Source organism: Streptococcus acidominimus, assembly GCF_001921825.1.
Classification (GTDB): domain Bacteria; phylum Bacillota; class Bacilli; order Lactobacillales; family Streptococcaceae; genus Streptococcus; species Streptococcus acidominimus.
Genome location: NZ_MSJL01000004.1, coordinates 48,858 through 75,600 on the forward strand (window position 1 = coordinate 48,858; position 26,743 = coordinate 75,600).

The window sequence follows — 26,743 nt, forward strand, 5'->3', positions numbered from 1 at the left end:
ATATCAGAAAAACAGCAATTATGCTGTTGCGAACTATTTGACGATTTCAAGTCAAAAGCGGTTTACGAAAGGAGGGTTTCATATTATAATAAGACTTATGACAGAACAGAACATACTACACCTTATTCAGTCCCTATTGCTAGGTTTGATTGTATGGATAGCCTGGACGATCTTTTCTTATGCCAAAGAACACCGGATTCATCTTCGGGAACGTTTTTGGACAGGATTTGGTATCGGCTTTATCACCGATTTGCTCGATACCTTGGGAATCGGGACTTTTGCAACGACTACGACCCTTTTTAAAGCGACCAAGTTAGTGGAAGATGATCGAAAGATTCCTGCGACCATGACAACGGCGCATATCATCCCTGTCTTGGTAGAAGCCCTGCTTTTCATCACGATTGTCCAAGTGGATCTACTGACCTTGGTAGCTATGGCGACAGCGGCTTTTTCAGGGGCATTTGTCGGGGCGAGAGTGACCCAGCATTGGAACACCCAGAAAGTACAGCGGATTTTAGGAATCTTGCTAGTCATTGCGGCCCTCTTTATGGTCTATCGGATGGTGACCAATCCCGGAGCTGACTTGACCAATGATGTGCGCGGTCTAACAGGTTGGAAATTGCTAGTCGGAATTGTCTTTGACTTTATTGTCGGCATGCTCATGAGTATGGGGCTAGGCAACTATGCACCAGAGTTGATTTTCTTTTCCCTCATGGGAATCAGTCCAGCTATTGCCCTGCCTGTGATGATGTTGAATGCGGCGATGATTATGACCGCAGGTGCCAAGCAATTTATCAAGTCCGGTCGGGTCAGTTGGCCAGGAGTGCTTGGGATTATTGTCGGAGGCGTCTTTGGGGTGTTAACCGCTGCCAAGTTTTTAAGTAGTTTAGATGTCAATCATTTGAAAATCCTTGTAGTCTTTATTGCTTCTTACACAGGCTGGACCTTGTTGCGCTCTTCATTTGTGTCACGTATAAAGGAGGAAAAATGAAATTAGTCATTCAAAATGAGATTGATCTTGATGGTGAAATGGAAGTGGTCGAGGAGATCCGCGATGTTGAGGTCGTTGAAAAAGGTGGTTTTCTCTACCTGACCTATCACAATGAGGAAAAGGAGCGTGTGGTTTTGAAAATGAGTGATACAGACTGCACCATGACCCGCTTTTCCCATCCTAAGTCCGTCATGCAGTTTATCGCTAAGGAGAAAACCGTGACCCAGATTGCAACACCGGTTGGCATTCAAAGTCTCAATGTGATGACGGAGAGCTATCAAAAAGAGGACGCTCAAGCAAGGATTGACTATAAGCTCCAAATTCCGCAGACGGGGCAAACGCTAGCCAGCTACCATCTGAAGATGAAGTGGGGAAATTTTTAGGAAAAAATCCTTGCAAGTGGAAGAGAAATTTGCTATAATAGTCAACATATCAAGGGAGTAGCTGACGGAAGTATCCGTTACAAGGTCGTCAATCCGAAAGAAATTTCCGGCCTTGTATGAAATAGCGAGACTTGTTTGAATAAAACAGGTCTCTTTTTGTGTTTTCAAAAAGAGACGAAAAGGAGAAGAACATGTCAACAGAACAAAAGCGTCATGCTTTTTACACCCAAGATGCAGATCTTGTTTTGCGTGAGCTAGATGCGAGTGAGCAAGGTTTGTCCAGTAGTGAGGTGAAGAAGCGTCTAGAAACCTATGGTCGCAATGAACTAGAAGAGGGCGAAAAGCGCTCGCTCTTAGTGAAGTTCCTCGATCAGTTTAAGGATATGATGATTATCATCTTGCTGATTGCAGCGATTCTATCCGTTGTGACATCTGGTGGGGAAGACATTGCAGATGCGCTCATCATTTTGGCTGTGGTTATCATCAATGCGATCTTTGGTGTTTACCAAGAAGGCAAGGCTGAAGAAGCCATTGAAGCACTCAAGTCTATGTCTAGCCCAGCAGCGCGTGTCTTGCGTGATGGTCACATGATGGAGATTGATTCAAAAGACTTGGTACCAGGTGATATTGTTAGTCTCGAAGCGGGGGATGTAGTGCCTGCTGATATGCGTTTGATTGAAGCCAACTCATTGAAAATCGAAGAGGCAGCGCTGACAGGAGAATCTGTTCCCGTCGAAAAAGATGTCCGTGTGCTACTGGCAGAAGATGCAGGGATCGGTGATCGTGTCAATATGGCCTTCCAAAATTCCAATGTGACCTATGGTCGTGGACTTGGTGTAGTCGTGAATACTGGTATGTTTACCGAGGTCGGTCATATCGCAGGCATGCTTCAAGAGGCGGATGAAACCGATACACCACTGAAGCAAAACCTGAATAACCTGTCTAAGGTCTTGACTTACGTGATCTTGGTCATTGCAGCTATTACCTTTGCTGTTGCAGTCTTTATCCGCGGAGAGCACCCATTGACAGGGCTTTTGACGTCGGTTGCCCTTGCGGTAGCAGCGATTCCAGAGGGATTGCCTGCCATTGTAACCATTGTCTTATCATTGGGAACACAGGTTCTAGCAAAACGCCACTCAATTGTCCGCAAATTGCCAGCAGTGGAAACACTTGGTTCTACCGAGATTATCGCATCTGATAAGACTGGTACCTTGACCATGAACAAGATGACAGTGGAACAGGTCTATTACAATGGTCGTTTGGTTAGTGCTCAGGAAGTGATTGAAGCAGGTCTAGACTTACCGCTTCTCGGTGCAGTCGTTCTTGCGAATGATACTAAGATTGATGCAGATGGAAATTTGATTGGTGATCCGACAGAAACAGCATTTATCCAATATGCAATGGATAAAGAGTATGATGTTAAGGCATTCTTGGCACAATATCCACGCGTGGCAGAGCTACCATTTGATTCCGATCGTAAACTCATGTCAACGGTTCATCCATTGCCAGATGGCAAGTTCTTCGTGGCAGTCAAAGGGGCGCCAGACCAGCTCTTACAGCGCTCAACTATGGTGGATATGACGGGAACAGTTAGTCCAATCACAGATGAGCTAGCTGCAGATATTAAGGCTAAAAACTCTGAAATGGCACACCAAGCCCTTCGTGTCCTTGCAGGAGCTTATAAGATTATTGATAGCATTCCAGCAGAAATTACAACGGAAACGCTGGAAAGTGACCTCATCTTCACTGGTTTGATTGGGATGATTGACCCTGAGCGTGCCGAAGCTGCCGAAGCTGTGCGCGTAGCAAAAGAGGCGGGTATCCGTCCAATCATGATCACAGGTGACCACCAAGATACGGCAGAAGCGATTGCAAAACGTCTTGGAATCATTGATGCCAACGACACCGAGGGTCACGTCTTGACAGGGGCTGAATTGAACAGTCTAACAGATGAAGAATTTGAAAAAGTTGTTGCCAACTATTCTGTTTATGCGCGTGTATCCCCTGAACACAAGGTGCGTATCGTTAAGGCATGGCAAAATCAAGGGAAGGTTGTTGCCATGACAGGAGACGGTGTCAATGACGCGCCAGCTCTTAAAACAGCGGATATTGGTATCGGTATGGGGATTACAGGAACAGAGGTTTCAAAAGGTGCATCTGACATGGTTCTTGCAGATGATAACTTTGCAACCATTATCGTAGCTGTTGAGGAGGGACGGAAGGTCTTCTCTAATATCCAAAAAACCATTCAATACCTCCTTTCAGCCAATACTGCTGAAGTCTTGACAATCTTCCTTGCAACCCTCTTTGGTTGGGATGTGTTGCAACCTGTTCATCTTTTGTGGATTAACTTGGTAACCGATACCTTCCCTGCGATTGCTCTTGGTGTTGAGCCAGCAGAACCTGGTGTCATGAGCCACAAACCTCGTGGGCGTAAATCAAGTTTCTTCTCCGGAGGTGTGATGAGTTCCATCATCTATCAAGGGATCTTACAAGGTGCCTTGGTACTTGGAGTATACGGCTATGCGATTGCAAATCCAGCCCATGTAGGTGAGCAAGCAATTCATGCAGACGCGCTGACTATGGCATTTGCAACCCTTGGCTTGATTCAGCTCTTCCATGCTTATAACGTTAAGTCTGTTTACCAGTCTATTTTGACTGTTGGGCCATTCAAGTCTAAGACCTTTAACTGGTCCATCCTTGTATCCTTTATTCTCTTGGCAGCAACCATTGTGATTGAGCCATTAGAAGCGATTTTCCACGTTACCCATCTTGACCTTAGCCAATGGGCTGTTGTCCTGATTGGAAGTTTCTCCATGATTGTTATTGTAGAAATCGTCAAATTTGTGCAACGGAAATTAGGAATGGATAAAAATGCGATTTAAGCGCGCTTGAATAAGATCTACTAGCTGCCGCAAGGCAGCTTTTTTAGCTAATACTCGTCAAAAATCAACATCTGACGTCGTTAACTCATCTTGCTGCACTTCAGTTCTGCCTGCTTCAACAGTCTAGGAATAGACTGTTGAAGGTTGGAAATAGAACGAGTGCAACTCGTGTCGCCCAGTCTAGGAATAGACTGTTGAAGGTTGGAAATAGAACGAGTGCAACTCGTGTCGCCCAGTCTAGGAATAGACTGTTGAAGGTTGGAAATAGAACGAGTGCAACTCGTGTCAAACGCTCTCGTATCTTGGGTAATTGAACACGCCCTAAACTCTGTGCGAAAAAGATAAATCTTCCTAGAGTCTAATGACTCTTCGTTAGATTTCCTATTTTCGCTTTGAGTTTTTAACGGGCTTTGTATCTTGAGTTGTACTATTGAGAAAAGTTACACTTTTCTTATCTATCACTTGTCTAGTTATCAACTAGACAACTACCTGCGATTTCATTGCCTAGTCAGATGTTGATTTTTATAGAGTATCAATTATCCTAGACAGTCAGTGCTGGAAAGTGGTAAAATAGCTAGTGTGATGCCAATAGAAAACTGAAGATGATGAGGAGGAGATGAAAAAGATGAACTACGCTCAAACCTTTTTGATGACGAATATGAATGCTTTCCCGCCAGAGACCTTGCCGATTATCAAGGAAGAGCTCGAGCAGTTGGACGAGAAATCAATCACGATGTTACTGATGACCGACATTAAAAGTCCAATTACTGCGCTGATATTTTCCATTTTTCTTGGAGAATTAGGTGTGGATCGCTTTTATACTGGTCATAAAGAGTTAGGAATTGCCAAGCTGGCCTTGACAGTTATTGGCTACATCACGCTGTTTATTGTCTTGGGGATTTTCCTTTTAATCGGTGCCTATATTTGGAAATTGATTGATTGTTTCTTGATTATGAAGGCTTGTAAGCAGATGAATTTTGAGCGCCTGATGTGGCAAATCAATCAAGCAAAAACGTTTCAGCAAGCACGAACCAAATCGGCTTCAACTGCTTTTGAGGCAGAGACTATTTTATACTCGAAATAAAATGGAGTGATATAAAAAGAAAGGGTGCTTTGCCTGAAAATCTCCTGTTACCTAGAATGCCAGAGGATAAAAATAGGGCTTTAAATAGGGCTTTACAAAGAAGCACACTTCTATTATTATAGGATATGGATTATTTTTGAAAGAGGAGATTTTATGTCAACATTTTCGGATTCTTATATAGCAGCTAATGCCAGCAATTTCCCAGCAGAAGCTATTCCTGCTTTGCGTCAAAGTCTGGAGGCCTTGGATGAGTCCCAAGTATCTTCCATCCTTGCCATAGAACTAAAAAATCCAACGACTGCCTTGATTTTTTCAATCTTGCTCGGCAATTTAGGTGCAGATCGTTTTTATATTGAGCAAATCGGACTTGGCATTGCGAAGCTATGCTTGGCATGGCTGACTGTGGGAATTTGGCCCTTGATTGACTGGTTCTTAATCATGGGGGCAACCAAGCGTGCCAATCTTGAGAGAATCAACATGGCTTTGATGGCAGCATCTTATTACCAATAATAATAGGTGAGGCTGGGACAAGAGTCCCAGCCTCTCAACTTGTCCAGCTCGCCACCTTTGTTTATAATATATATGTAACTCTTCAACTCTCTTTTTCTACATAGCGACCATATCCTCGTAAAAAATCTGTAATAGGAGCTCTGATTTGTCATCAAGATGTAACGTTTTCTAGGTAATTTTTTGATATAATGGTACAATGTTTGTAAAGGAGGAAGTAGGATGCAGTCTCGCAAAATGACGATTTTCTTATTTAGCATTTATCTATTGTTTCTGACCTGGATTATCCTATTTAAGTTGGATATCTTTTCTACCCTCCAGATGACGTACTACTATAACTCAGTAGGTCCTAGCATGAACTTGATTCCCTTTGCAGGAACAGCTGTCTATGATGGCATATTTGATTATCAAGAAATCGGCTTAAATATCCTCTGTTTCATTCCCTTTGGGATTTATATAGAAATGCTAGATAGAAAGGCGACCTGGGTCAAAAACCTAACCGTGATTTTAACAGTTAGTCTAGCCTATGAAGCGGTGCAATACATCTTTCAAATCGGTGTTGCAGATATTACAGACCTCCTTGCCAATGGCTTTGGAGGTGCTATCGGGATCAATATCATGTATGTCTTGACCAGTGTCTGGCAGGAAAAAGCCTATGAGCGGGTCAATAGGATAGCCCTTTTATTAACAATCGTCGTAGCAAGCTTGCTGCTGCTCATTTAGATATTGCAAACTTTTCTATTTTTGTTACAATAAAAGAAATGAACCTAAAAGAACAAATTATCGCCCTATCACAGGAAATTGGGATCTCAAAGATTGGCTTTACAACAGCAGATGACTTTGCTTATTTGGAGAAGTCCTTGCGCATGGCTGTCGAAGAGGGACGGACTTCTGGCTTCGAGCATAAAAATATTGAAGAACGTATCAAACCAAAGTTGAGTCTCGCTTCTGCTAAGACGATTATCTCTATTGCGATCGCCTATCCCAGAAGACTGCCACAAAAGCCCAGAAAAACCCAGTATAAACGAGGGAAGATAACTCCCAATTCGTGGGGACTTGACTATCACTACATCTTACAGGATAAGCTGGCGCGCCTAGCGCGTGGGATTGAAGAGCTGACGGCTGATTTTGAGTATAAGGGCATGGTTGATACGGGTGCCTTAGTCGATACGGCAGTTGCAAGGCGGGCAGGTATCGGCTTTATCGGTAAAAGCGGGCTCGTCATTTCAAAAGAATTTGGCTCCTACATGTTTCTAGGAGAGTTAATTACAAATTTAGAGATAGAGCCTGATCAGCCCGTTGACTATGACTGTGGGGAGTGCAATCGCTGTGTTACGACCTGTCCGACTTCCTGCTTGATCGGAGACGGAACGATGAACGCAAGGCGTTGCCTATCCTTTCAGACCCAAGATAAGGGCATGATGGATCTCGAATTTCGTAAGAAAATCAAGACGGTCATTTACGGCTGCGACATCTGCCAGATTTGTTGTCCCTATAACAAGGGAATTGATAGTCCTCCAGTTGTGGACATTGATCCAGAATTAGCAGAGCCAGAGCTGATTCCTTTTTTGGAGCTCTCAAATGGACAATTCAAGGAAAAATTTGGTATGATTGCAGGGAGTTGGCGCGGGAAAAATATTCTGCAACGCAATGCCATTATTGCGCTTGCTAACGCCAATGACCGCTCGAGTATTCCCAAACTCTTAGAAATAATTGACAAGAACCAAAATCCCATTCATGTAGCAACAGCGATTTGGGCGCTCAGCCAGTTGGTCAAGCAGCCTAATGAGGAGCTGATTGACTTTATCGAGCAGATAAGGCATGATCATCCAGATGTCGTAGCAGAGCGGGAGGCATTTTTATCATTCGCCAAAAAGCCACAAATGTGATATAATAGAAAGAACACAGAAAAATGAGGTACCTATGGATATAGCAGAAATTCGACAAAAAATAGAAGAGCTCGAAACCAAATTGAACTCATTTAGGGGGTCTCTTTGACTTAGAAGGTTTGGAAGAAGAAATCGCCATCTTGGAAAATAAGATGACGGAACCAGACTTTTGGAGTGATAATTTAGCAGCTCAAAAAACATCGCAGGAGCTCAATGACTTAAAAGCAACCTATCAGAATTTTCATCAGATGTTAGAATTGTTAGATGAAGAAGGGATTCTGATGGAATTTCTAGCAGAAGACGAGTCCGTCAAAGATGAGCTGGAGGAAAAGTTGCTAGAGTTGGACAAATTGATGACCAGCTACGAGTTGACCCTCCTTTTATCAGAGCCTTATGATAGCAACAATGCCATCTTGGAAATTCACCCAGGATCGGGCGGAACGGAGGCTCAAGATTGGGGTGAGATGCTTCTACGCATGTATACGCGTTTCGGTAATGCTAAGGGATTTAAGGTGGAAACTCTAGACTACCAAGCTGGAGATGAAGCGGGAATTAAGTCCGTTACTTTGAGTTTTACAGGTCCAAATGCCTACGGCTTACTCAAGTCAGAAATGGGCGTCCATCGCTTGGTGCGCATTTCGCCATTTGATTCAGCTAAGCGCCGTCATACATCCTTTACATCTGTCGAAGTGATGCCGGAATTAGATGACACGATTGAAATTGAGATTCGGGATGACGACATCAAAATGGACACCTTCCGCAGTGGTGGTGCCGGTGGACAGAACGTCAATAAGGTGTCAACAGGGGTTCGTTTGACCCACCTTCCGACAGGAATTGTCACCCAGTCAACCGTCGACCGTACCCAGTATGGAAATAGGGATCGGGCAATGAAATTGCTGCAAGCAAAACTCTATCAATTGGAGCAGGAGAAAAAAGCAGCAGAGGTTGATTCGCTAAAGGGAGATAAAAAAGAAATTACCTGGGGCAGTCAGATTCGTTCCTATGTTTTCACCCCTTACACCATGGTCAAAGATCACCGCACGGGTCATGAAGTTGCTCAAGTGGACAAGGTTATGGACGGGGATATTGAAGGCTTTATCGATGCCTATCTCAAGTGGCGTATTAGCTAAAATAAAAAGAAAGGACTGTCTTAGACAGAATACCTTATGGGAATTATTGAAATGAAAGACGTTTCCAAGAAATATGGAAACGGAACCACCGCGCTGCGAGGCGTGTCTGTGAATGTTGAATCAGGGGAGTTCGCCTATATCGTAGGGCCTTCTGGTGCAGGAAAGTCCACCTTTATCAAGCTCTTGTATCGCGAAGAAAAGTTGGATAAAGGTTCGCTTAAGGTGGGAGACTTTAATCTGGGAAAAATCAAGAAAAAAGATGTGCCAATGCTACGCCGCAGTGTCGGAGTGGTCTTCCAAGATTATAAGTTACTTCCGAAGAAGACTGTTTTTGAAAATATCGCCTATGCTATGGAAGTAATCGGTGAAAAACCGCGGAATATCAAAAAGCGTGTGATGGAAGTCTTGGATTTGGTCGGCTTGAAGCACAAAATCCGCTCTTTTCCCAATGAGCTCTCTGGTGGTGAGCAACAACGGATTGCGATTGCTCGGGCTATTGTCAACAATCCTAAAGTTTTGATTGCCGATGAGCCAACAGGAAATCTGGATCCAGAAAATTCATGGGAAATTATGAACCTTTTGGAACGGATTAACCTCCAAGGGACCACGATTTTAATGGCGACCCACAATAGCCAAATCGTAAATACACTTCGCCATCGCGTTATCGCAATCGAAGACGGTCGCGTGGTACGTGATGAAGTAGAAGGAGAGTACGGATACGATGATTAGACGATTTTTTAGACATTTTATTGAGTCGTTAAAGAGCCTCAAACGAAATGGATGGATGACGATTGCAGCCATCTCATCAGTGACGATTACCTTGACTTTGGTTGGAGTTTTCGCTTCTGTGATTTTAAATGCCACCAAGCTGACAACTGATTTGACCAATAATGTTCGCATCAATGTCTACCTGCGTGCAAATTCGACAGACAATGCACAAACCATTGTCAATGATCAGGGACAGACAGTCGAGAACCCCGACTATCAGTCCATCTATAAACAGATTCTTGCTCTGAATAATGTCAAAAGCGTTGATTATTCAAGTAAAGAGGAGCAGTTGGAACACTTAACGGCGACCTTGGGCGAGACATGGAATCTCTTTAAAGGAGATGCTAATCCACTCTATGACGCCTATATCATTGAAACAACAGACCCTCAATACGTCAAGTCGGTCGGAGCAGAAATTGCCAAGATTGACGGTGTGACAGAGGTGCGTGATGGTGAAGTTGAGACAGAGCGAATTTTCAAGCTGAATCGCGTTGTCAAGACATGGGGATTTGCAGCAACAGGGCTCTTGCTCTTCACAGCAGTCTTTCTGATTTCCAATACCATTCGGATTACCATTATCTCGCGTAGTCGTGAGATTCAAATCATGCGATTGGTAGGAGCGAAAAATAGCTATATTCGTGGTCCATTCCTGCTTGAGGGAGCCTGGGTCGGTCTACTCGGAGCGATTGTACCATCTGCCTTGGTCTACTTTGCCTACCAGATGCTCTACGTTTCTATCAATGCCTCATTGGCTTCGCAGAACCTATCTTTGATTTCTATGAACATCTTTGTACCAGCCATGATTGCCAGTCTATTTGTGGTGGGAATTGTGATCGGATCCCTAGGATCTGTGATTTCAATGAGACGCTTCTTGAAGATTTGAGTAAAAAAACAGTCCAGTGGACTGTTTTTTCACGAGCTTGAAAATAAGAGAGCGAGTAATTCCAGTGTACTGTTTTTTCACGAGCTTGGAAATAAGAAAGCGAGTAATTCCAGTGTACTGCTTTTTTCACGAGCTTGAAAATAAGAGAGCGAGTAATTCCAGTGTACTGTTTTTTCACGAGCTTGAAAATAGGAAAGCGAGTAAGTCCAGTGTACTGTTTTTTTCACGCGCTTGGAAATAAGAAAGCGAGTCAGTCCCTAGGACTGTTTTTTCACGAGCTTGGAAATAAGAAAGCGCGTCAGTCCAGTGTACTGTTTTTTCACGCGCTTGGAAATAGGCGAGCGCGTCAGTCCAGTGTACTGTTTTTTCACGCGCTTGGAAATAAGAGAGCGAGTAATTCCAGTGTACTGTTTTTTCACGAGCTTGGAAATAAGAAAGCGAGTCAGTCCCTTGTACTGTTTTTTCACGCGCTTGGAAATAAGAAAGCGAGTAATTCCAGTGTACTGTTTTTTCACTAGCTTGGAAATAGGCGAGCAAGTCAGTCCCTTGTACTGTTTTTCACGCGCCTAAAAACGCGCTAGCGCGTTAGTCTAGCGACTTGTTTTTGAATATAGACCGGCATCTAAATGATAGATAATATTCCATAATACTCTTTGAAAATCAAAAGGATGGAGGTCATCAGCCAAAATGGACTTTTTCCTTAATGGAAATAGTTCGTTGCTTTGTTTAGACGTGGAGCATGCAAGACGAGTTAATGAAGCAATGAACACACACTACGCAATTATAAAAATGGATTAAAGACTTTCTCGTGGGCAATAGTCGTCGCCTGCCCGTGTCCAGGATAGACTTGATAGTGGCTCGGCAAGGTGAAGAGCTTGCTCTTGATCCCTCTTATTAAACCATCAAAGTTGCTGGTCGGCAGATCTGTCCGACCGATAGCTTCTCTGAATAGGGCATCACCTGTGATGACCAGTTCCTGTTCTGGAAAGATGAAGGACACACCACCGATTGAGTGCCCCGGTGTTTCCACAACTGAAAAATGAAAGCCCTCTATATGGTAGGCTGTATCGTATTGAAAAGTCTTTTCTGCTGGTCGGCAGATGACATTGTCCATATCGTCATGGCGGGCGAGCCCGGAGAGGTTCATTTCAGGTGTATGGAGCCAATGTGCCTCACTGGCAGCTACGTAGACAGGTGGCACTCCAAAGTGGTCTCGGACTAAGTCTAAACTCATAATATGGTCGTAGTGGGTATGGGTCAAGAGGATAGCAGCTATTGGCTTTTTGAGCTTCTCAATCATTTGTCGAATGCTTGCCCAGTCACTTCCGGGATCGACCACGATGAGGTGGGAGTCATTTTCCAAATAGTAGGTGTTTTCATAGGCGACAGGGTTTACGGTTTTGTGCAATTTCATCAAATTTCTCCTTTCTTGATCGTACACTCCTAGTTTAGCAAAAAATCAGGCGCTTGTCTGTTTTTTCTGATCGGGAATGATGAAAAGCTGACGGCTTTTTAAAGAAAATATGATATAATTTTACTGTTATGACAGAGAAAAGACAAGCAAATCGGTATGCTGTGGTAGACTTAGAGGCAACTGGTACGGGTCGTTATGCGAAAATTATTCAGATTGGGATTGTGATTGTGGAAGGGAGACAGATTGTCAAAACCTATGCCACGGATATCAATCCCTATGAAAAATTGGATCAGCATATCCGTGAATTGACCGGCATCACCGACCAGCAACTAGCAGAAGCCCCTGATTTTTCGCAGGTGGCAAAAGAGATTTATGACTTATTAGAGGGGGCGATATTTGTAGCCCACAATGTGTCTTTTGATGCGAATTTATTAGCGGAAGCCCTCTTCTTTGAAGGTTATGACTTGTATACACCGCGGGTTGACACGGTGGAATTGGCACAGTTATTTTTCCCGACCTTGGACAAATACAGTCTTAGCAATCTTGCCAAGGAGTTGGACCTTGATTTGGAACAGGCCCATACAGCCATTTCAGATGCGACTGCAACGGCAAGATTATTGTTGAAAATTCAGGACAAGATTCAAGAATTACCGAAGCAGACCGTGGCTCATATTCTTGACTTTGCGGATCATTTACTCTATGAATCCCGCTTGGTGATTGATGAAGTCTATCCTCTTCTATCAGATTATCTACCAGAAGGTCTAGTTTCGGTCAACGGTCTGTGTTTAAAGAAACCAGCTGTTCCCCAAGCACCTTATCCTCTCTCCCATGATGTTGCGACCAATCTATCCCTCCTAGGACTGGATGAGCGTCCGCAACAACTAGCCTTTGCCCGGATCATGGAGGAGCAGTTACAGGATAAGAATGCGCGTGTGCATTTTATTCAGGCACAGGCAGGTATTGGCAAGACCTACGGTTATTTACTTCCTGCGCTAGTCCATAGTGATCAGGCCATTCTTGTAGTAGTGCCGACCAAGATCTTGCAGCAGCAGATAATGGAAAATGAAGGCGAGAAGTTAGCAGAAGTCTTTCGAATCCCTCTTGCTTCTATCAAATCGCCCCGCCATTATCTCAAATTGGACACCTTTTGGCGCACCTTGGAGAGGCAGGATGATAATCGGCTCTTAAATCGTTATAAAATGCACCTACTGGTCTGGCTCTGTGAGACCAAGACCGGTGATATGGATGAACTCAAGCAGAAACAGCGCTCCCAAGCCTATTTTGATGAATTGCAACATGATGGTCAGGTATCGGAACAATCCCTATTTGGGGAGTGGGATTTTTGGAGGAGAGCACAAGAGGCGGCTCATTCAAGCCCTGTTACCTTGACCAATCACGCCTACTTTTTAGAGCATGTAGGGAAAGAAAGTTGGATGCAGGATCGTCTCTTGGTGATCGATGAAGCGCAAAAATTGGTTCTAGCAGCTGAAGAATATGCCAGTCAAGAACTGTCCATTTCGGACTGCGAAGCCCTGTTACAAAGCAAATTGGACAAGGCTAGTCAGCTTCTTGAAAAACGCCTACTAGAGGCATGCTCCTTTGAATTGCGTCATCTTTTAGACAATTTCCGAACCACCGGCAAGCGGGAAGTGGCAGCAGAAGAACTCCAAGTACTGAAGCAACATTTAGAAGAGTTAGGAGACAATGATTTTCAAGAATGGATCTGGCTCCTTGGACAGAACTGGGAGTATTGGCTGGAAGAACGTAGGATTGATGGGAAGCGCTTGAGCTTCTTGAGGGCGAGTCAGGAAGACATATTGGATGTAGCCAGCCTCTTACCCAACAGCAAAATATGCTGCATCAGTGCTACTCTTGAAATTAGTAAAAAGGTAAATGTGGCTGATTTACTAGGCTTTGAAGATGTTGTTTTTGCCAGTCTGCCTAATCAGCAGGTGTCCAATCAACGGCTTGTATATCCCAAGCAGTTGCCTGATTTAGTAGCCCTAAATAAGGAAGAACATGCAGTCTTTATTGGTCAGCAGATTCATGAGTTGTTACTTCTCGGTAGACCAATCCTAGTCCTGCTCACCTCTATTCATCTGCTGTTGGAAGTGTCACAAGTCTTAGAAAAGGCTGAAATTCCTCATCTTGCCCAGCACCGCCATGGACATGATCTGCAGCTTAAACGTCGATTTGATAAGGGAGAAGTACCTGTTTTGTTAGGGACAGGAGCCTTCTGGGAGGGAGTAGACTTTGCTGAACAAGTGCAGATGATTCAAGTGATTCCTCGTCTGCCATTTGAAAATCCCCAAGATCGCTTTGTCCGCAAGGTGAATCGACGGCTGAAAGCAGAGAAGAAGAATCCTTTTTACGACTATCATTTACCCATGATGATGTTGAAATTAAAACAGGCTATCGGACGGAGTAACCGCTCGGCGAATCAGAAGTCCTGTGTTGTTTTGCTGGACAATCGTTTGATCGATAAGCAGTATGGTCAGCAGATTAAGCATTTCCTAGGGCAAGAATACCAGCTGGAGGGACTTCCGCCAGAATGTGTTCTAGACTATCTAGAGCAATATTTAGACGACCACTAAAGGTCAGCTACAAGAAAAAGGAGTGGGCTCTCTCATGGAGGGGCTACTCCTTTTCGTTAGCTCAAATCTAGTCTACTGTTATTTTTCAGCGACGCTCACCTCACAAAAGCAATGGTCAAAATGCAGGAAATATGCTATACTTTTCCTTATCTATTTGAAAGTTAAAATGCTACTTTGTCTCCTTGACTTGATGTAATTGCATTTGGTCTAAAAGCTCGGGAAAAAAGCCTAGCTGTCCAGTTTTAGCAACTGCTTACAGATACGGCTAGCTTTAGGTATCAATTTCCTTTTTTGACTTTCATTGAGTATTGGTGAAGAAATGAGGAGAGTGTATGAAAGAGAAGTTAATTGTATTTAAGGTGGGAACCAGCTCTCTCACCCAGAAAAATGGTAGTCTAGATAGGATTAAAATCGCCCGCATTACCAATCAACTGGCTCAACTTCATCAGCAGGGCTACCAGCTGGTCTTAGTGACGTCAGGTTCTATTGCAGCTGGTTTTCGCCGTTTGGGCTTTGACAAGCGACCGACCAAGATTGCTGAAAAGCAGGCCAGTGCTGCGGTTGGTCAAGGCTTGTTGATTGAGGAATATACCCAGAATCTGATGAAAGACGGGATTGTGTCAGCGCAGGTTCTCCTAACTCAGGACGATTTTGCAGACGCTAGGCGCTATCAAAATGCCTCTCAAGCCTTGCAAGTTTTATTACAGCAAGGTGCCATTCCTATCATCAATGAAAATGATACCATTGCCATTGAGGAAATCAAGGTTGGGGATAATGATACCTTATCTGCCCAAGTTGCCTCACTCCTAAAAGCAGACTTACTGGTTCTGTTGACAGATGTAGATGGTCTGTATACTGCTAATCCCAATACAGATCCTAGGGCAGAACATCTGGCAGAAATTGCAGAGATTGGTGAAGAGCTATTTGCAATGGCAGCAGGAGCAGGTTCCTCCAATGGAACGGGAGGTATGACCACCAAATTACAGGCAGCGCAGATTGCGACGAAATCGGGCGTACCTGTCTTTATCTGCTCGTCAAAAGAGGATACAGCCCTACTAGAAGCGGCGACACAGAGCAACAAAGGCACTCTCTTTCTAGCAGATAGACAGGCCATGAACCAACGGAAGCAGTGGTTAGCGTTCTATGCTCGGACAGAAGCCTCTGTGGAAATTGATCAGGGTGCTGCAGAAGCCATGTTGAAAAAAGGACGCAGCTTACTTGTAGCAGGAATACAGGCTATTGAGGGGACTTTTCAGACTGGCGATATTGTATCTGTCTATGATCAGGAAACACATCGGATTATCGGCAAAGGTCGGGTGAAACTGTCTTCGGAAGAATTGGAGAAAAAATTGATCACTGAAAAGGCAGAGGGGATCTTTATTCACCGAAACGATTGGGTGAGTTTATAGAAAGGAAGAGAGAAGTTATGATAACAACGCAGGACTTAATAGAAAGCCTTTTGGCACATAAATCTGCCATCAATCTGGCGACTACCGAGCAAAAAAATGCTGCTCTTGCTGCTATGGCAGACCAGCTAGAAGCAAATTGTGAGCAGATTCTAGTAGCCAATGCTCGTGATATGGAGCAGGCTCAAGGCAAGATTGCCCCTGTCATGCAGGACCGCTTGCTCTTGACGGCAGAACGAGTGCAGGCGATGGCAGATGGGGTTCGCGCCTTGATTGCCCTACCTGATCCTGTCGGCCTTATCCTTGACGACTATCACGCAACCAAAGGGCTTCAGATTCAGAAAAAGTCTATCCCCTTTGGTCTGATTGGAATGATTTATGAAAGCAGACCGAATGTGACCTCTGATGCAGCAGCGTTAGCCATCAAGAGTGGGAATGCGGTCATTCTTCGCGGTGGAAAAGAAGCCTTTCATTCAAGTCAAGAAATTGTAACGGCATTGAAAGCTGGTTTGGTAAAGGCTGGGATTGCGCCCGAGGTGATTGAATTGGTACAGGATACCAGTCGCGCTTCGGCTCATGAACTAATGACCGCAAAAGGCAAGATTGATTTGTTGGTACCGCGCGGAGGAGCAGGTTTGATTCAAGCAGTGGTGGAGCAGGCAACAGTGCCTGTCATTGAGACAGGAACGGGGATCTGCCATGTTTATGTGGATCAAGAAGCGGATTTTGAAAAGGCGGTATCAATTGTCATCAATGCGAAGACTAGCCGTCCGTCTGTCTGTAACGCAGCCGAGGTGCTTCTGGTTCATCAAGCCATTGCAGCCAAGTTTTTACCGATACTAGAGGAGCAATTGGCAGGTCAGGTAGAATTACGGGCAGATGAAGTGGCGCTACCCTACTTGAAACAGGCGTACTTAGCAGGACCAGTGGATTTTGATACAGAATTTTTAGATTATATCTTAGCTGTGAAAGTAGTCGCTGATGTGGCAGCAGCAGCGGCTCATATTGCGACGCATTCAACGGGTCATAGCGAAGCTATCGTAACGGAAAATACGGAGACTGCCGCCTATTTCACCCAAATTGTGGATTCAGCAGCTGTCTATGTCAATGCCTCTACTCGTTTTACAGATGGGGGTGAATTTGGTCTGGGCTGTGAATTGGGCATTTCCACGCAAAAAATGCATGCCCGAGGTCCAATGGGCTTGCGTGAAATGACTACTTACAAGTATATTATTACAGGTACCGGTCAGGTACGCTAGAAGGGAATCGGTATGAAAGTTGGTTTTATCGGTCTAGGAAATATGGGCTCAGCCCTTGCCCTTGCCGTCTCAAAGACGGAGGGAGTAGAAGTGCTTCTTAGCAATCACAACCAAAATCAGGCAGAAAAGGTGCAGGCACAAGCAGGGGGACGTATTCTGTCAAATAGTGAGCTTGTGCAGCAAGCAGATGTCATCTTCTTAGGGGTCAAGCCACACGTGCTTTTCCCTCTTTTGAAAGGTTTGGAAGATAGGCTACAACACCATCCTTCTGCTGTGTGGATTTCCATGGCAGCGGGTATCAGTCTGGAGCAGCTGAGTCAGCATCTACCGGCTAGCCAAATTGTCCGCATTATGCCTAATACCCCAGTCGCGATTGGTCAAGGAATGACGACCTATGCTCTGATCAATCCTGAATTGGCAGCTGTGACCGAGCAGCTTCTCTCCAAATCAGGGCAGGTCAAGCAGGTAGAGGAAAAATTGATGGATACTGCAACAGCTCTGGCAGGCTGTGGACCAGCCTTTGTCTATCAATGGATTGAAGCGATGATGGATGCAGGAGTGGCTCACGGCTTGACCGCTGATGATGCCAAGTACTTGGCTGCTCAAACCTTACTAGGCTCTGCTCAAATGGTCTTAAATAGCAGCAAGCATCCAGCCCAATTGCGCCAAGAGGTCACCTCACCAGGAGGATCTACCATTGCGGGTGTCGTCAAACTGGAAAAAGAGGGCTTGCGCTATGCCATCCTATCGGCTGTTAAGGCAGCGATTAAACGGACAAAGGAATTGGGAAGAAAAACGAAATAGAATGTAGGGAGTGGGATAAGAATCGGTGACTCACAAGAGTCTGATTTTTCCTCACTCCTTATATGTTGGGGTTGGATTGGGAGTGGTTCAAGTCAGTTCTATATCTATGAAATAGCTTGTTTACGAAAGGAAGTCTCATCTGTAACTGGCTGAAGTTAGAACACCCACCTTTATTTTATAGGTCAATGAGAGATTAGGGCTTTTTGGACATAGAAAAACTCCCCTCATCGTTTCCAGTGAATGTTCGTTTTCACTGTCCACTATAAGGGGAGTAGGTCAAAAATCCCAGCTTCCGTTTGTGTTACCGATTATTCAACTGATTGGTCTTCTCCTTAATCCACTGACTAATATTGGAAAAGGCTTTCGTGTCTTCGACCTTGCCCTTTTGTTGCTGGATAAAGTCTGAAAAACTCTGCTGCATTCCATCTTCCTGTACTTTTTTTTGCAGCTGGTGCCATTTATCCATGAGCTGCTGGGAGGTTCGTTCATACGCTAATTCTAAAATTTCTTCTTTCGACTTATAATTTCGATAAAAAGCATTGCGGGAAACACCTGCTTTTCTAACCAATTCAGAAATGGAGATTTGCCGCATCTCCTTTTTTTCTAGCAGGAAAAGGAGGGCTGTTTCAATGGATTCACGGGTTAGTTGATTGATTTCTTTGTTGGATTGAGATAAATTTTTTAAAGATTTAGGAGAAATTGTCCGTTTTTTCATAGCGTGCCTTTCCTAAAATAAAATGAGGGATAAAGAGAGAAATCGAATCTTATGGATCGGTGCAAAACTGGTTGTTACAACCGAAAAGAAAATGCTTTCACTTCCTCTTGTTTCATGATATAATTGTAAAGCAAGATAGTTTGTTTGTCAAATAAAAATCTTAGCCTCATCACTTAATAGAATGGAAATACCTTTATGGCTAAATGGAAAATCGTTGCAGATTCAGGATGTGATTACAAAGAACTAGCGAATCTCGCGCCAGACACCTTATTTGAAATCGTTCCGCTAACAGTACGAATTGAGGAACAACAGTTCCTTGATGATGCAACCCTCGATATTGATCAGATGATGGAAGCGATGTATGCATCATCTGATGCGGCAGGTTCAGCCTGTCCAAGCCCACAGGCTTACGAACAAGCCTACAAGGGCGCAGACAATGTGATTGTCTTGACCTTGACGGGTTCCTTGTCTGGTAGCTACAATAGTGCTCGCGTTGCGAGAGAAATGTTTTTAGAAGAACATCCAGCTGTCAATATTCACTTGATTGATACCCTTTCTGCTGGTGGAGAAATGGACTTGCTAGTTGGAGAAATCAACCGCTTGATTGCTTCAGGATTGGACTATGACGGAGTGGTGTCAGCTATTACTGAATACCAAAAGAGGACCAAGTTGCTCTTTGTTCTTGCTAAGGTAAATAATCTGGTTAAAAATGGACGGTTGAGTAAGCTGGTTGGAGCAGTCGTTGGGCTCCTCAATATCCGTATGGTCGGTGAAGCAAGTAGCGAAGGTAAGCTCGAGTTATTACAAAAGGCGCGTGGTCATAAAAAGTCTGTCACCATAGCCTTTGAAGAACTTTTAAAAGCAGGCTACAAGGGTGGCCGTGTCGTGATTGCTCATCGTAATAACGAGAAATTTTGCCAGCAATTTTCAGAATTGGTGCATAATAGGTATCCCAATGCCTTGATCGAAGCTCTGCCCACTTCTGGTCTTTGTAGCTTTTATGCAGAAGAAAATGGTCTCCTGATGGGATACGAAGTTTAACTGACATTGAAAAGGCTAGGAACTTGAGTCGATTGCCGTTTTATATAGCCGTTTAGTTTATTTTTAGTACTAGGCAACGAGTCGCAGGTAGTTGAAATAGTTGATAACTATTTCAAGTGACAGATAAGAAAAGTGTAACTTTTCTCAATGGTACAGCAAGACGAGTTAACGAAGTAATAAAAATATAAACTAAATGACTATACTCGTTGAAAATCAACAGGATACCTTGTTACCTTATCTTGATGAATTGAACTTGGACTAAGAGCTCCAGTGGAGGTTTTAGCCTATTTCCTTGAAATAATAAGGAATAGCTAGCAACGATTTCAACCACCTTCGACTTATCGGAGATTAGCTTTGCTAGTCTTATTTCCAACCTTGAATATTCTTGATAACTAGAATGACAACAGCAATGAAAAAATCACGTTTGATCTTACTGGTACTGGTGTTTACTGCTGTTTTAGTAGGATATCGGTATGTAAATTCTTTCTCTCCGATTGAGAAAAAGACAGCCGTGAGACAATATGCTCCCCACCCTAGTGACGAAATAAAATGGTCTGAAGCTAGTCAGGATGCGCAGACTTACCAGATTCGTTTTGAGCAGGTGGCTGCGGCTGTAAAAAATGGTGCAAAGTGCTACGACGTCCGATCTTTTATTGAATATCAGCTAGGCAATATCGGTATCGCGGAGCACTATCCCTTATCAAGCCTACGCAAGCAGGAATTTCCAGCCGTGGTGCATGATGTGCCGATCTATCTCTATGGTTCAGATAGCGTCATGTCAGCACAAGCAGCCAAACTCTTGCGCGATGAAGGCTTTCAATATGTCTATGACTTGGGAAGTGTCGAGCAGATCAAGGCTATTGGTGCGACCTTATACTCTATATAATAATAGAAAGTTGACGAGGTAAAGCAGTAGTTTTTAGTTCAAGTTTCATTTCCTTATCTCTTTAAAAATCAAATTCAAACTATGTCAGCGTCGCCTTGCCGTACATCAGTATAGCCTGTGGCTAGCTTCCTTGTTTGCTTTTTGATTTTTATTGAGTATAACAGTTTGATGATTCTCAACAATCACTAGAACAAGATCATCCGGTGGGTAAGATTAGGGAGGAAAAATGATTACACTAAAGACAATTGATGAAGAAAATTTTCAAGCCTGTATTGATTTGACGGCAAGTGTTGCCGAGGAAGACTTTGTGGATTCTGTCTTGTATTCGCTAGCGGAAGCCTGGCTCTATAAAGATAATATGGAAGTTTTTGCTATTTATCATAAAGACCAGCTTATCGGCTATGTTTCGATCTATGTAGCCAAAGAAAATCCACAAATTATTAACTTCTTAATTGATGATGCCTTTCAAGGTCGGGGCTATGGCAGTCAAGCTGCGCAGCTCACGATCCGCCATCTGCAAGAAAAACACCAAGCAAGCCGTATTTCGCTCCCTGTTCATGTCCAGCACTTAAAAGCCCAAAGCTTCTGGAGGAAGCAAGGATTTCATTCCTCTGATACTATCGAAGATGACTATCTGTTTATGCGCAGAGAATAAAGAGAGTTGATACACTTTGTATTTCATACTCGTCAAAAATCAAAATCTGACGTTGTTAACTCGCCTTACTGAGTAAAAAGCTCCAGTGGAGTTTTTTAGCCTGTTCCCTTAAAACAAGAAAGAACAGAGTTCTACCTGCTCCAACAATCTGGGGAGAGATTGTTGGAGGCAGGAGCTAGAACGAGTACAACTCGTGTCGCCCAGTCTAGGAATAGACTGTTGAAGGTAGGAGCTAGAACGAGTGTAACTCGTGTCACCCAGTCTAGGAATAGACTGTTGAAGGTAGGAGCTAGAACGAGTGCAACTCGTGTCAAGTATGCCTCTCTTTGGGACATACCTGTTTCAGCTTTAGCCAGTTCCAGATTTTGATTTTTATAGAGTATCAGCTCCTACTACCAGCTTTATTTTCAAACTGGGGAACAGGGGACAATCCAGTTGTCCTTCAGGTTTTCTAGGATTGATACCTATACATCAAAAACTTAGCTAGCTCTAGTTCTAGCTAAGTTTTAATTTCTTACTGATGGTTTGCACTTCTTTCTCAAAGGCTTTACTATACGGCAACTGTAAGTAGTCCCAAGATGGTCCTTGGATGATTTGCCCCTCGGTCAGCCCATGTTTGAGACGGGCGGTTATCCTACCTTTTGGAAGCTGAATAGTCAACAGTTCATGGGCAAGGTGGTAGGGATAGGGAAGCTGATATTGAGATAGGATCTCTTTCATGACGGCTGTGTGCTCCTCTTTTAGCTGGTGGAGCTGACGGGTATTACGAGCAAACATGCCATTATCAATATAGAGCGACAAGGCTTTCTGCATGATGAGATTAGTATCGTAATCAATCAGGCTTTTGTGCTGCAAGAATTTCTCACACAGGTGATGGGGCAGGACAATGCCCCCCAAGCGCAGAGCAGGAAAGAGGGAGGGAGTAAAGGATTTGATATAGATGACACGGTTGTTGTCATCAAGATAGTGAAGTGGCAGGGTCTTTGTACTGTCAAAATCTGCCAGATAATCATCTTCAATCACATAGACGTCGTATGCTTCAGCCAATTGGAGAATGGTTTGCTGGGTCTCACTATCGTAGGTTGTTCCTAAGGGATTATGGAGACGGGGAATGGTGTAGAAATATTTAATCTTCCCACTTTTGAATATCTGTTCTAGTTGATCTATATCAATTCCGTCCAGCGTTCGTTCAATGGTTTGATAGGGGAGTGCCTGTTGTTCCAGCAGATTTTTCATCCGGTGGTAGGTCGGCTCTTCGATTAAGATCTCCTGTTTATCCCAGCTCAACTGCATCTGGGTCAAGATATAGAGGGCTTGCTGACTTCCCGCCGTAATGACTATCTGTTCTTTTTTGCAATAGACATGGTAGTCCATGAGCAACTGGTGGAGTGAGGCAATCAATTCCTCCAAGCCTTCCTGCTGGTGATAGTAATTAAAGAGATAATTTTCCCGTCCAATTAGGCTTTCGTGGACGCAGGTGCGAAAGTCCTCGTACGGTAGCTGTAAGAAATCTTCAGGATTGAGTGCGAGCGTCTTGTCTTGAAAATCTTGATCTTCCAGAATATAGTAGCCGCTTTTTTCGACCGCATAGATCCGATTCTGGTATTTCAGCTCTAGCATAGCCTTTTGGACGGTATCCTTGCTACAATGGTATTGCTCGCTAAATTGGCGGATAGAGGGCAATTTTTGTCCCCGCTTGAAGCGATGTTCTTCAATACCTGCAATAATATCCTGCATAATCTGTTGGTATTTACTTGTCATATCTGTCCCCCTATGGAGTAGTATAGTCATTTAGTTTATATTTTTATTACTTCGTTAACTCGTCTTGCTGTACCCCAGTACTACCTGCGCTCGTTGCCTAGTACTAAAAATAAACTAAACGGCTATATAGTTATTTCGTTTAACTTTTGTAATTGAACACGGGCTAAAAGCTCGGAAAATAGAGATACAGATGTTCTAGCTCTAGCTGTTAGTTACAACTGTGTTTCCTTCAGGGAATAGGCTGAAAACCTCCACAGGAGCTTTTCACTCGTCAGATTTTCTATTTTTGCTTTGAGTTTTTTAACGTACTCTGTATCTTGTTTATATGTCACATATTATACCATGCAAAAGACAATAGCTACATATTGCAAGAGACTAGCTAGAATAATAAACAGGTGCCAAATCATATGGAAATATGGTTTTTTCTTGGCGTAGAAGATAGCCCCTACACTGTAAGCAATTCCTCCTGCCAGCATGAGAAACCAGAAGCTAGGCTCTGTCTGGCTGACTACCTGCGGTAGGATAAGGACGACCAGCCACCCCATCATCAGATAGAGGACAAGGCTGAAGCGTTCATTAACTTTTTTGGCAAAGATTTTATAGAGAATACCAAAAATCGTTGTTGCCCATTGGATGCTCAAGAAAAGGTAGCCCAGCCAATTGGACATGAGACTTAGGAGAACAGGTGTGTAGCTACCGGCAATTGCAATGTAAATCATGCTATGGTCAATGATTCGCAAAATGTATTTGTGGGTCGAACCGTATGCCATAGAATGGTAAATGGTTGAGGAAAGAAACATAAGAAAGAGGCTAATGATGAAAATAGACACTCCAATCGCCTGAATCAAACTAGCCTGTTCATAGCTATAAATAGCAGAAAAGGGGAGTAGTAACAGCATTAAAAAGGCACTGACAGCATGGGTAACAGCATTGCCTACCTCTTCTCCAAAGGAGAGGGGCAGGGAGAGTTTAAAACTTTGGTTCATTGGTTTCTCCTTTCAATTTTGGAATGAGTGCAAGCGTTTCTTGGTAAGACTGAATGGTCTGACAAGCCTTTTGTAGAATGAGTGGTTGTTCTGCTGTTTCAATTCCTGAAAAACACTCCACAAAGGCATTATAGAGGTCAGCAGCTTCCTGTTTTTCTTTTAGGACATCAATGATTTCTTGAATATCTGCAATGGGAAAAATCGTCTTACAGATGCTAAGAATGATGAGACGCGCCAGATGTGAGCGATTATACTTTTTCTTGCTTGGTTTTGGGATATAGCCATGTTTGACATAGTTGTTGACCATTGAAGCTGTAAGAGGCTTTTCATAGCTTGCCAAAAAGGGACGGGTCTGTTGGTTGATGTAGAGCAAGACCTGATCTAAATAGAGATCCAAATCGGGTAATTGTTGCCAGCTGGGTAAAGAATTCATTATCTACTCCTTATTATCTAGTTATCATAACTAGATAATATCATCTTATCAATTAAAAAGCAAGAGAAGAATAAGTATTGTTGTTATATAATAGTATTGTGATATATTAAGGGAATAGAGTAAGATGTATTTCGAGGAGTCAAGGAAAGTTATACAAGAGTAAATAGGGATATCTTTGTCTCCACCAGAACGATAATCCAACTAGGACAAAATCGCAGGAACTATCATGAATAGCGGTATATATAAATGCATATCGATTGAATTTTATTGTTCGTTTTGGTATGCTAGATATGTAATTGTAGTAAGAGCTACAATATTCTATTAAAAACAATGAAGTTTAAGATTGGGAAGAAGGAAATGATGAAAAATAAAAATATCTTGCTTGAATTACTAAAAGGAATTGGCCTCGTTATTTTATCGACGCTTTTATGGGTTATTATTCTAAGTATTGTTGGACCAGCTGAAGAGGAAACTATTCGCGAACCATTTCCTGGTTTTATTTTGTTAGCAGGTTTAGTGACAAGTCTGATCCTGTTTTTAATTATGGAGTATAATCATATTCGCCGTGCAGAGCAATCGGTTAAGTCAAGCAGGAGTCAAATTCAGATTGTTGAGGAGCGAAATGAGGCACTCTTAGATAAGGCTACCCGTTTTGTAGAGAAACATCAGAAGATTGAAAAAGAGTCAATGATTGATATAACGAAATCAGTATCTAAAGTGAGGAGAGTGGAAGAAAAAACGGTGATGAAATCTTCTAAAATTGAGACCTCTGAAGAATTCGGACAGTTCCTTAGAGGGATGCCCGAGTTGTTGGCAAATAAAAATGTTGAACGCTTACTGAATGAAATCATTGAGACAGAAAATGGTTTAGCGCAATGGAAGATGCATTACAACAATCTTGTCGAAGAATACAATTCATCTATTCACCAATTCCCAGCCTCTCTTCTTTCAAAAATCGTTGGTCTTAGAGACATGGAATTTTACGCAGGAAAGTCAAGTTCTGAATTGACAGACGAAATGCTGGGATTATAAGATTTTCAAAGAAATGCGCTTCGGATACTCTTTAGAAATCAAAAGGATAGTTTTCAAGAGTTTTGATGGAAGGTCAATTAATTAGCAAATTCTGTGTGAAAGTGGTATTATCAACAATATGAAAATCTTACTTCCTAATGCAAAAGAATTAAATACAAATTTAGAAAATCATCCCTTTACTCCCCTGTCTGAAAAGAGCCAAACTATTTTAGTGGCTTTGCGGCAGTTGTCGGTGGCAGACTTGGCAACCTTTTATAAATTGAGGGAAGATAAGGCAGAGCTAGAAGCTGATCGCTGGTATCGGATGGCTCACCAGCAGGCTAAGTCCTATCCAGCTTGGAACCTCTATGATGGTCTGATGTACCGCTATATGAAGCGCAGGGATTTGAGCCAAGCAGAGCAGGATTATCTTACCCAGCATGTCTTGATTGCGACTGGTTTTTATGGCTTGATTACGCCTTTCACCCTCATTTCTCCTCACCGTCTGGATTTTCAGGGTCAGCTCAAGATAGAGGGACAATCACTCAAGCAATTTTGGCGAAGTCAGTATGACGAGCAGGTAGCAGATGAAGAGTTGATTCTCTCCCTTTCCTCATCTGAATTTGAGCAGGTCTTTTCACCAACTATTCAAAAGCGTATGGTGCAGCTTGTTTTTATGGAGGATCAGGAGGGGCAGTTGAAGATCCATTCGACTATCTCCAAGAAAGGACGCGGTCGCTTGGTTTCTCTGATGGCAGAAGAGAATGTTCAGAGCCTTGATGAACTCCGACAACTCACCTTTGACGGCTTTGTCTATCGGGCGGATTTGTCAGAGGATAAGAAACTGGTATTTGTTCGAAAGAAAGAAAAAGTTTGAGGAAAAGCCAAACTTTCAGAATGTAGACAAACCCTATCCGTAAAAGAAAAATTGTAATGTTAGAGCTTGTTTACCAAAGAACAAAAACTCTTAGAAGTTTGATATACTCCCCATATAGTGGACAGTGAAAAAACAAAAATTCACTAGACACTATAAGGGGAGTTTTCACATGTCCAAAAGAAGTCCAAAATCAGTAGAAGAAAAGTTAGAAATTGTTTGCTTATTCCTTAACCAAGAACAGTCGCTTACCCAGATCAGTAAACAATATCAGGTCGATCATCAAACAATCCAGTCTTGGAAAATGAAATATGAGAAGTTCGGTATCGATGGTCTTAAGGAGAGTCGAACTTGGAAACACTACCCGTCTGAGTTAAAAGAACA

The 26,743-nt window shown here is 43.1% G+C and carries 25 protein-coding genes and 1 pseudogene; 20 read left to right on the plus strand and 6 right to left on the minus strand.

The annotated features are described in order from the left end of the window. Positions 1-97: 97 nt before the first annotated feature. The 10 genes from BU200_RS01495 (at position 98) to ftsX (ending at position 10,520) form a co-directional block, all read left to right on the plus strand. Positions 98-991 carry a sulfite exporter TauE/SafE family protein gene (locus BU200_RS01495; RefSeq protein ID WP_075098471.1) on the plus strand — a complete coding sequence of 298 codons (894 nt, stop codon included), beginning with the start codon at positions 98-100 and terminating at the stop codon, positions 989-991. Continuing rightward, positions 988-1,374: a YwiB family protein gene (locus tag BU200_RS01500; RefSeq protein ID WP_075098472.1), complete on the plus strand. Its 387-nt coding sequence runs from the start codon at positions 988-990 to the stop codon at positions 1,372-1,374. Before BU200_RS01495 ends, BU200_RS01500 begins: the two co-directional genes overlap by 4 nt. A gap of 191 nt (positions 1,375-1,565) precedes the next feature. Further along, the gene (locus tag BU200_RS01505; RefSeq protein WP_075098473.1) at positions 1,566-4,259 is read left to right on the plus strand and encodes a cation-translocating P-type ATPase; all 2,694 of its coding nucleotides are present in this window, start codon (positions 1,566-1,568) and stop codon (positions 4,257-4,259) included. Between the two features lie 616 nt (positions 4,260-4,875). Then, positions 4,876-5,343 carry a TM2 domain-containing protein gene (locus tag BU200_RS01510; protein ID WP_249024018.1) on the plus strand — a complete coding sequence of 156 codons (468 nt, stop codon included), beginning with the start codon at positions 4,876-4,878 and terminating at the stop codon, positions 5,341-5,343. A 153-nt stretch (positions 5,344-5,496) separates the two neighbouring features. Continuing rightward, on the plus strand, positions 5,497-5,853 hold the full coding sequence (locus BU200_RS01515; RefSeq protein ID WP_075098475.1) for a TM2 domain-containing protein: 357 nt from the start codon (positions 5,497-5,499) through the stop codon (positions 5,851-5,853). A 219-nt stretch (positions 5,854-6,072) separates the two neighbouring features. Continuing rightward, on the plus strand, positions 6,073-6,573 hold the full coding sequence (locus BU200_RS01520) for a VanZ family protein (protein WP_075098476.1): 501 nt from the start codon (positions 6,073-6,075) through the stop codon (positions 6,571-6,573). Between the two features lie 38 nt (positions 6,574-6,611). Further along, positions 6,612-7,739, plus strand: a complete 1,128-nt coding sequence (gene queG / locus BU200_RS01525) for a tRNA epoxyqueuosine(34) reductase QueG (protein WP_075098477.1) — start codon at positions 6,612-6,614, stop codon at positions 7,737-7,739. Between the two features lie 34 nt (positions 7,740-7,773). Next, positions 7,774-8,869, plus strand: a protein-coding gene (prfB, locus tag BU200_RS01530) for a peptide chain release factor 2 (RefSeq protein WP_115265066.1) whose coding sequence is annotated in 2 segments (ribosomal slippage) — positions 7,774-7,845 and positions 7,847-8,869 — 1,095 coding nt in all. Because the reading frame shifts where the segments join, the coding sequence is not laid out codon by codon here. A 36-nt stretch (positions 8,870-8,905) separates the two neighbouring features. Beyond that, positions 8,906-9,598, plus strand: a complete 693-nt coding sequence (gene ftsE, locus BU200_RS01535; RefSeq protein WP_075098479.1) for a cell division ATP-binding protein FtsE — start codon at positions 8,906-8,908, stop codon at positions 9,596-9,598. Continuing rightward, the gene (gene ftsX, locus BU200_RS01540) at positions 9,591-10,520 is read left to right on the plus strand and encodes a permease-like cell division protein FtsX (protein ID WP_075098480.1); all 930 of its coding nucleotides are present in this window, start codon (positions 9,591-9,593) and stop codon (positions 10,518-10,520) included. The genes ftsE and ftsX overlap by 8 nt, the downstream gene beginning before the upstream one ends. Before the next feature lie 174 nt (positions 10,521-10,694). Here the strand turns inward: ftsX and BU200_RS01545 are convergent, their stop codons facing one another. After that, positions 10,695-11,057 (minus strand): hypothetical protein, encoded by a 363-nt coding sequence (locus BU200_RS01545; protein ID WP_075098481.1) that lies wholly within the window; start codon positions 11,055-11,057, stop codon positions 10,695-10,697. Between the two features lie 244 nt (positions 11,058-11,301). Beyond that, positions 11,302-11,934 carry an MBL fold metallo-hydrolase gene (locus BU200_RS01550; protein ID WP_075098482.1) on the minus strand — a complete coding sequence of 211 codons (633 nt, stop codon included), beginning with the start codon at positions 11,932-11,934 and terminating at the stop codon, positions 11,302-11,304. 128 nt (positions 11,935-12,062) lie between these two features. Between BU200_RS01550 and BU200_RS01555 the strand changes: the two genes are divergently transcribed. The 4 genes from BU200_RS01555 (at position 12,063) to proC (ending at position 17,997) form a co-directional block, all read left to right on the plus strand. Next, the gene (locus BU200_RS01555) at positions 12,063-14,528 is read left to right on the plus strand and encodes a bifunctional DnaQ family exonuclease/ATP-dependent helicase (protein WP_075098483.1); all 2,466 of its coding nucleotides are present in this window, start codon (positions 12,063-12,065) and stop codon (positions 14,526-14,528) included. Positions 14,529-14,860: 332 nt separating this feature from the next. Then, entirely contained in the window at positions 14,861-15,937 is a 1,077-nt protein-coding gene (proB, locus tag BU200_RS01560) for a glutamate 5-kinase (RefSeq protein ID WP_075098484.1), read from the plus strand. A 17-nt stretch (positions 15,938-15,954) separates the two neighbouring features. Then, the gene (locus BU200_RS01565) at positions 15,955-17,193 is read left to right on the plus strand and encodes a glutamate-5-semialdehyde dehydrogenase (RefSeq protein WP_075098485.1); all 1,239 of its coding nucleotides are present in this window, start codon (positions 15,955-15,957) and stop codon (positions 17,191-17,193) included. 12 nt (positions 17,194-17,205) lie between these two features. Next, positions 17,206-17,997: a pyrroline-5-carboxylate reductase gene (gene proC / locus BU200_RS01570; RefSeq protein ID WP_075098486.1), complete on the plus strand. Its 792-nt coding sequence runs from the start codon at positions 17,206-17,208 to the stop codon at positions 17,995-17,997. Positions 17,998-18,486: 489 nt separating this feature from the next. Here proC and BU200_RS11435 read toward each other — a convergent pair. Beyond that, positions 18,487-18,712: pseudogene (locus BU200_RS11435) on the minus strand (TetR/AcrR family transcriptional regulator); the annotation flags it as partial. A gap of 195 nt (positions 18,713-18,907) precedes the next feature. On the opposite strand from BU200_RS11435, the gene BU200_RS01580 reads away from it, so the two are divergent. The 3 genes from BU200_RS01580 to BU200_RS01590 all read left to right on the plus strand — a co-directional run bounded on the left by BU200_RS01580 (position 18,908) and on the right by BU200_RS01590 (position 21,294). After that, positions 18,908-19,753 (plus strand): DegV family protein, encoded by an 846-nt coding sequence (locus tag BU200_RS01580; RefSeq protein ID WP_075098488.1) that lies wholly within the window; start codon positions 18,908-18,910, stop codon positions 19,751-19,753. A 409-nt stretch (positions 19,754-20,162) separates the two neighbouring features. Continuing rightward, the gene (locus tag BU200_RS01585; protein ID WP_075098489.1) at positions 20,163-20,639 is read left to right on the plus strand and encodes a rhodanese-like domain-containing protein; all 477 of its coding nucleotides are present in this window, start codon (positions 20,163-20,165) and stop codon (positions 20,637-20,639) included. A 226-nt stretch (positions 20,640-20,865) separates the two neighbouring features. Then, on the plus strand, positions 20,866-21,294 hold the full coding sequence (locus BU200_RS01590; protein ID WP_075098490.1) for a GNAT family N-acetyltransferase: 429 nt from the start codon (positions 20,866-20,868) through the stop codon (positions 21,292-21,294). Positions 21,295-21,789: 495 nt separating this feature from the next. Here the strand turns inward: BU200_RS01590 and BU200_RS01595 are convergent, their stop codons facing one another. The 3 genes from BU200_RS01595 to BU200_RS01605 form a co-directional block, all read right to left on the minus strand. Then, positions 21,790-23,055: an aminotransferase-like domain-containing protein gene (locus BU200_RS01595; RefSeq protein WP_075098491.1), complete on the minus strand. Its 1,266-nt coding sequence runs from the start codon at positions 23,053-23,055 to the stop codon at positions 21,790-21,792. A 335-nt stretch (positions 23,056-23,390) separates the two neighbouring features. Then, the gene (gene trhA / locus BU200_RS01600) at positions 23,391-24,041 is read right to left on the minus strand and encodes a PAQR family membrane homeostasis protein TrhA (RefSeq protein ID WP_075098492.1); all 651 of its coding nucleotides are present in this window, start codon (positions 24,039-24,041) and stop codon (positions 23,391-23,393) included. Next, the gene (locus tag BU200_RS01605) at positions 24,025-24,474 is read right to left on the minus strand and encodes a DUF1836 domain-containing protein (protein ID WP_075098493.1); all 450 of its coding nucleotides are present in this window, start codon (positions 24,472-24,474) and stop codon (positions 24,025-24,027) included. The genes trhA and BU200_RS01605 overlap by 17 nt, the downstream gene beginning before the upstream one ends. A gap of 357 nt (positions 24,475-24,831) precedes the next feature. Between BU200_RS01605 and BU200_RS01610 the strand changes: the two genes are divergently transcribed. The 3 genes from BU200_RS01610 to BU200_RS01620 form a co-directional block, all read left to right on the plus strand. Further along, positions 24,832-25,506, plus strand: coding sequence for a LemA family protein (locus BU200_RS01610; protein ID WP_228063983.1), 675 nt, complete (start codon positions 24,832-24,834; stop codon positions 25,504-25,506). Between the two features lie 118 nt (positions 25,507-25,624). After that, positions 25,625-26,362: a peroxide stress protein YaaA gene (yaaA, locus tag BU200_RS01615; RefSeq protein WP_075098494.1), complete on the plus strand. Its 738-nt coding sequence runs from the start codon at positions 25,625-25,627 to the stop codon at positions 26,360-26,362. Positions 26,363-26,531: 169 nt separating this feature from the next. Beyond that, positions 26,532-26,743 (plus strand): helix-turn-helix domain-containing protein (locus tag BU200_RS01620; protein WP_075098495.1); only part of this gene is annotated, 212 nt, incomplete at its 3' end.

Coding starts and splice junctions, on each gene's coding strand:
- BU200_RS01495 (WP_075098471.1), top strand. CDS start 98: ATGACAGAACAGAACATACTACACCTTATTCAGTCCCTATTGCTAGGT.
- BU200_RS01500 (WP_075098472.1), top strand. CDS start 988: ATGAAATTAGTCATTCAAAATGAGATTGATCTTGATGGTGAAATGGAA.
- BU200_RS01505 (WP_075098473.1), top strand. CDS start 1,566: ATGTCAACAGAACAAAAGCGTCATGCTTTTTACACCCAAGATGCAGAT.
- BU200_RS01510 (WP_249024018.1), top strand. CDS start 4,876: ATGAAAAAGATGAACTACGCTCAAACCTTTTTGATGACGAATATGAAT.
- BU200_RS01515 (WP_075098475.1), top strand. CDS start 5,497: ATGTCAACATTTTCGGATTCTTATATAGCAGCTAATGCCAGCAATTTC.
- BU200_RS01520 (WP_075098476.1), top strand. CDS start 6,073: ATGCAGTCTCGCAAAATGACGATTTTCTTATTTAGCATTTATCTATTG.
- queG (WP_075098477.1), top strand. CDS start 6,612: ATGAACCTAAAAGAACAAATTATCGCCCTATCACAGGAAATTGGGATC.
- ftsE (WP_075098479.1), top strand. CDS start 8,906: ATGGGAATTATTGAAATGAAAGACGTTTCCAAGAAATATGGAAACGGA.
- ftsX (WP_075098480.1), top strand. CDS start 9,591: ATGATTAGACGATTTTTTAGACATTTTATTGAGTCGTTAAAGAGCCTC.
- BU200_RS01550 (WP_075098482.1), bottom strand. CDS start 11,934: ATGAAATTGCACAAAACCGTAAACCCTGTCGCCTATGAAAACACCTAC.
- BU200_RS01555 (WP_075098483.1), top strand. CDS start 12,063: ATGACAGAGAAAAGACAAGCAAATCGGTATGCTGTGGTAGACTTAGAG.
- proB (WP_075098484.1), top strand. CDS start 14,861: ATGAAAGAGAAGTTAATTGTATTTAAGGTGGGAACCAGCTCTCTCACC.
- BU200_RS01565 (WP_075098485.1), top strand. CDS start 15,955: ATGATAACAACGCAGGACTTAATAGAAAGCCTTTTGGCACATAAATCT.
- proC (WP_075098486.1), top strand. CDS start 17,206: ATGAAAGTTGGTTTTATCGGTCTAGGAAATATGGGCTCAGCCCTTGCC.
- BU200_RS01580 (WP_075098488.1), top strand. CDS start 18,908: ATGGCTAAATGGAAAATCGTTGCAGATTCAGGATGTGATTACAAAGAA.
- BU200_RS01585 (WP_075098489.1), top strand. CDS start 20,163: ATGAAAAAATCACGTTTGATCTTACTGGTACTGGTGTTTACTGCTGTT.
- BU200_RS01590 (WP_075098490.1), top strand. CDS start 20,866: ATGATTACACTAAAGACAATTGATGAAGAAAATTTTCAAGCCTGTATT.
- BU200_RS01595 (WP_075098491.1), bottom strand. CDS start 23,055: ATGACAAGTAAATACCAACAGATTATGCAGGATATTATTGCAGGTATT.
- trhA (WP_075098492.1), bottom strand. CDS start 24,041: ATGAACCAAAGTTTTAAACTCTCCCTGCCCCTCTCCTTTGGAGAAGAG.
- BU200_RS01605 (WP_075098493.1), bottom strand. CDS start 24,474: ATGAATTCTTTACCCAGCTGGCAACAATTACCCGATTTGGATCTCTAT.
- BU200_RS01610 (WP_228063983.1), top strand. CDS start 24,832: ATGATGAAAAATAAAAATATCTTGCTTGAATTACTAAAAGGAATTGGC.
- yaaA (WP_075098494.1), top strand. CDS start 25,625: ATGAAAATCTTACTTCCTAATGCAAAAGAATTAAATACAAATTTAGAA.